Raw genomic sequence first — 3213 nt, 5'->3', positions numbered from 1 at the left:
GCCGCGATCAGCCCGGTTGCGAGACCGAAGATCAGGAGGGCGAGGCGATCGGTCATTTGCCTTCCAGCCCGGCGTGGAGCTTGGCGACATCCGCGCCGGTCATCGACCCGGCCTTGGCCTTGTAGCCGGCGATCTCGGCGGCGGAGAACGGCTTGAACGCCGGCCCGGTCTTGGCGATCGCGGTGCCGACATGATTGAGCACCGCGGCAATCGACGCCTCGTCGAGCCCGCCTTGCGCGGGCATCACCCCGCGATAGGGCTTGCCCTCGATCGTCAGCGGCCCGGCCAGCCCCTTGATCACCGCCAGCGCGAGATAGCGCCGCCCCTCGGGCTTGGCGGCGAGCGCGCGGAAATCTCCGCCGAGCGGGGGATAGGCCCCGGGCACCCCGGCGCCGGTCGCGGTGTGGCAGGCGGCGCAGCGGGTGAAAATCGCCTTGCCGTCCGGCGCCGCCACGGCCGCGGCGGGCAAGAGCGCGGCGAGCAGGATCAGCCGCCTCATTTCGGCTGCTCCAGCGCGACGCCGACGATCACCGCGGTCGAGCAATTATAGACGCTGCTCTCCGACCCGAGGCACCAATTGTAATCGTTGTTCGATTGCGTGCGGACCTGCGGGCGATCGCCCTCGTTGCGGTTGCACAGGCACTGGCCGCACGACGAGACGCCGCAGCAATCGTTATAGCTGATGATATAGGCGCGGTTGTCGGCGGGGTTGGTGCAGGTGCCGATCCAGGTGATCGGCGACATCTCGGTCCCCGGCGGGCACGAACTGACCGATCCGCCGCAGCAGGTGCAAAGGAAGCCGTCGATCGCGCAATAGCGCCAGTAATCGCAGGTCGTGCGATCGCCGGGGTCCTGCGGATTGCCTGAGGTCACCGGCTGATGCGGGGTGCCCCCGGGGTGGGTCGAGGCGCGCGCCACCGGCAGCACCGGGAAGACCGCGGCGCCGGTGATCCCCATCCCCAATGTCGCCAAGAGGCTGCGCCGCGAGGTGCCGCGCGCAACCGAGCGGGCAAAGCGCTCGGCAAGCTTGTCGAAACCACGCATCGGTCATGCCTCCTTCTGGCGGCGGGCAAGGAAATCCTGGATCGAGGCGACCCCGTGCTCCTTGGCGACGAACAGGCTTTCGAGATGCTCGCGGCTGTTGATCAGCCCGAGCGAGGCGACCCTGCCCTCCTCGTCGAGCAGCACGGCATAGGGGAGCTTGGAGACCCCGAACGCGCGGCCGAGCGCTTCGGACAGCACCAGCGGCATCCCGCCGAGCCCATATTCGGCGATCAGCCGGCTGTAGGCCGATTTGGTCCCGTCACCGGCGAACACGACGTCGAGCCAGTCGCTCTCCGCCCTGGCCGCCGAGCGCACCACCGGGAGCAGCGATTTGCACACCGGGCAATCGGGCGAGGCGAAGAAGAGAAGCTGGCTGCGTCCGTCGCGCCGTCCCCCGACCTCGAGCGGAACGCCCTCGATCGTGGTGACGGTCATCCGGCTTGCGACCTCGCCCACCTCGACCTTCTGGTGGAGGGTCAGTGCACCGGCCGGGGCGATGCGCTCGTGCAGGATACCGACCTGGCGCGCGAGCGCGGCGATCAGCACGCCTTGGACGATCACCGCCGCCCACAGCAGCAATTGAGATACCAGCATCAGGATTTCCTCCACGCGGGATGGGGAATGGAGAGAAGTTCGGACGCGCCGAAATAGAGCGCGAGAAAGGCGAGCGCGGACAGCAACGCCTCGGCCGGCGGCACCCCCTCGGGCGCCGGCAGCACAATGAGCACCGCCGCCAGCCCCGCGAGCAGCAGCGCGCGGAGGATCTGCCCCGCGCCGACCGGGCGCGGACGCGCGGTGAAGTCGCACCCGCAGTCGAGCGTCTCGCCGCGCCGACGCCATAGCGCCAGCGCATAAGCGCTCCACAGCAAGGCGGCGATCAGCGCCCCGGCGACGGTCGCCGCCGGGATGACGAGACAAAGTGCGGCGATCGCCTCGGCCGCCGCGGCGACCACCAGCAGCAATTGTCCGGCCGACGGGGAGACCCCGGCCAACCGCGCCGTCGCCGTAGCGAACCGCGCGCCCGACTGCGCCTTGTGCGCGGCGGACACCGCCAGCACCAGCGCGAGGAACAGGGGGAGCGGCGCCATCATTCGACCGGGGTGATGACCATCGGGCTGAACGCGACGGTCGCGCCCAATGACCGGACGAAGGCGCCGCTCGCGGCGTCATAGACGTCGATCGCGCCGTCGGCGCGCGACACCACCATATGCGGCTGCGCCTCGCGCGTCACCGCGACCGCGATCGACTGGCCCTTCAATGCGATGCGCGCGACGCGGGCCTTTTTCGCGGGGTCGATCACCCACACTTCGGTGCCGCCGTCCTTGTGGCTGCCTTCTTTGCCGGCGGGATTCATCAGCACATAGAGCCGGCCGGCGGCATCCGAATTGATCACCTGCCAGCCGCTCGGGCGCCATTCGGGGGTGGCGCCCGGCGCGGTGCCGACGCTGAACGAACCGGGGATCACCTTCGCCACCTCGCCCGAAAGGTCGAAGCCCTGGAGCAAACCCTTCTGGCTGATGAACCAAGCCGTCTGGCCGACCATCGCGGGGTTGCTGAACAGCGGCTGGTTGTCGATGTCCTGTACCGCCTTGATCGTCTTCGACGTCGCGACCTTGCCCTGCGCGTCGAGCGTCGCGCTGAAGATCGAGCCGTCGGCGCACAGGCTGGAAAAGCCGCGCGGGCCGGTCGGGTAGATTTGCGAGCAGCCCGGCAGATCGATCTCGTTGAGCACCTTGCGCGCATCGAGGTCGACCACGGTGACCGATTGCGCCGGGGTGAAATTGGCGACCAGCGCCCATTTCTCGTCATTGGTGAACTGGAACAGGTGGGGATAGACCACCGAGAGCTGGCGCTTGCCGCCAGGGAGCACGATCTCGCCCTTGGGTTTCAGATCCTTCATGTCCCAGAAGGTGATCGCATCGGTGCGCTCGCCGCGCGTCAGCCGCGAATAGAAGGTCTCGGCGGTCAGTATCTCTTGCCGCTTGGCCGAGTAGAGCGAATTGCCGAATTGCGCCGAGCGGACGATCGCCTTCAACGGATGATCGGCCGAGGCGGTATCGACCACCACCACGCGCCCGTCGACGATCGCGTTGAAATTGAGATCGTTGATCAGCACCCAGTGTCGTTGCCCCCTAATTGCCTGACGAGGCCTCGCGGGTTTGGGTGATG

General features: G+C 68.2%; 5 protein-coding genes. All 5 read right to left on the bottom strand.

Annotated elements, in window-relative coordinates:
* Positions 1–52: 52 nt before the first annotated feature.
* From BGN95_RS16280 to BGN95_RS16260, 5 genes are read right to left on the bottom strand one after another with little or no spacing between them, the layout of a single operon-like run.
* Positions 53–499 (bottom strand): c-type cytochrome, encoded by a 447-nt coding sequence (locus BGN95_RS16280; protein WP_265312412.1) that lies wholly within the window; start codon positions 497–499, stop codon positions 53–55.
* A complete protein-coding gene (locus tag BGN95_RS16275; protein ID WP_265268104.1) occupies positions 496–1044 on the bottom strand; it encodes a methylamine dehydrogenase light chain in 549 nt (182 codons plus the stop codon). The genes BGN95_RS16280 and BGN95_RS16275 overlap by 4 nt, the downstream gene beginning before the upstream one ends.
* A gap of 3 nt (positions 1045–1047) precedes the next feature.
* On the bottom strand, positions 1048–1638 hold the full coding sequence (locus BGN95_RS16270) for a thioredoxin domain-containing protein (RefSeq protein ID WP_286773341.1): 591 nt from the start codon (positions 1636–1638) through the stop codon (positions 1048–1050).
* Positions 1638–2132, bottom strand: a complete 495-nt coding sequence (locus tag BGN95_RS16265) for a MauE/DoxX family redox-associated membrane protein (RefSeq protein WP_286773340.1) — start codon at positions 2130–2132, stop codon at positions 1638–1640. The genes BGN95_RS16270 and BGN95_RS16265 overlap by 1 nt, the downstream gene beginning before the upstream one ends.
* On the bottom strand, positions 2132–3160 hold the full coding sequence (locus BGN95_RS16260; protein WP_286773339.1) for an amine dehydrogenase large subunit: 1029 nt from the start codon (positions 3158–3160) through the stop codon (positions 2132–2134). The genes BGN95_RS16265 and BGN95_RS16260 overlap by 1 nt, the downstream gene beginning before the upstream one ends.
* Positions 3161–3213 lie beyond the last annotated feature (53 nt).

Source organism: Sphingomonas sp. 66-10, assembly GCF_001897045.1.
In the GTDB taxonomy this organism is placed as follows: Bacteria; Pseudomonadota; Alphaproteobacteria; order Sphingomonadales; family Sphingomonadaceae; genus Sphingomonas; species Sphingomonas lycopersici.
This window is presented reverse-complemented; position numbering and strand designations above follow the sequence as displayed.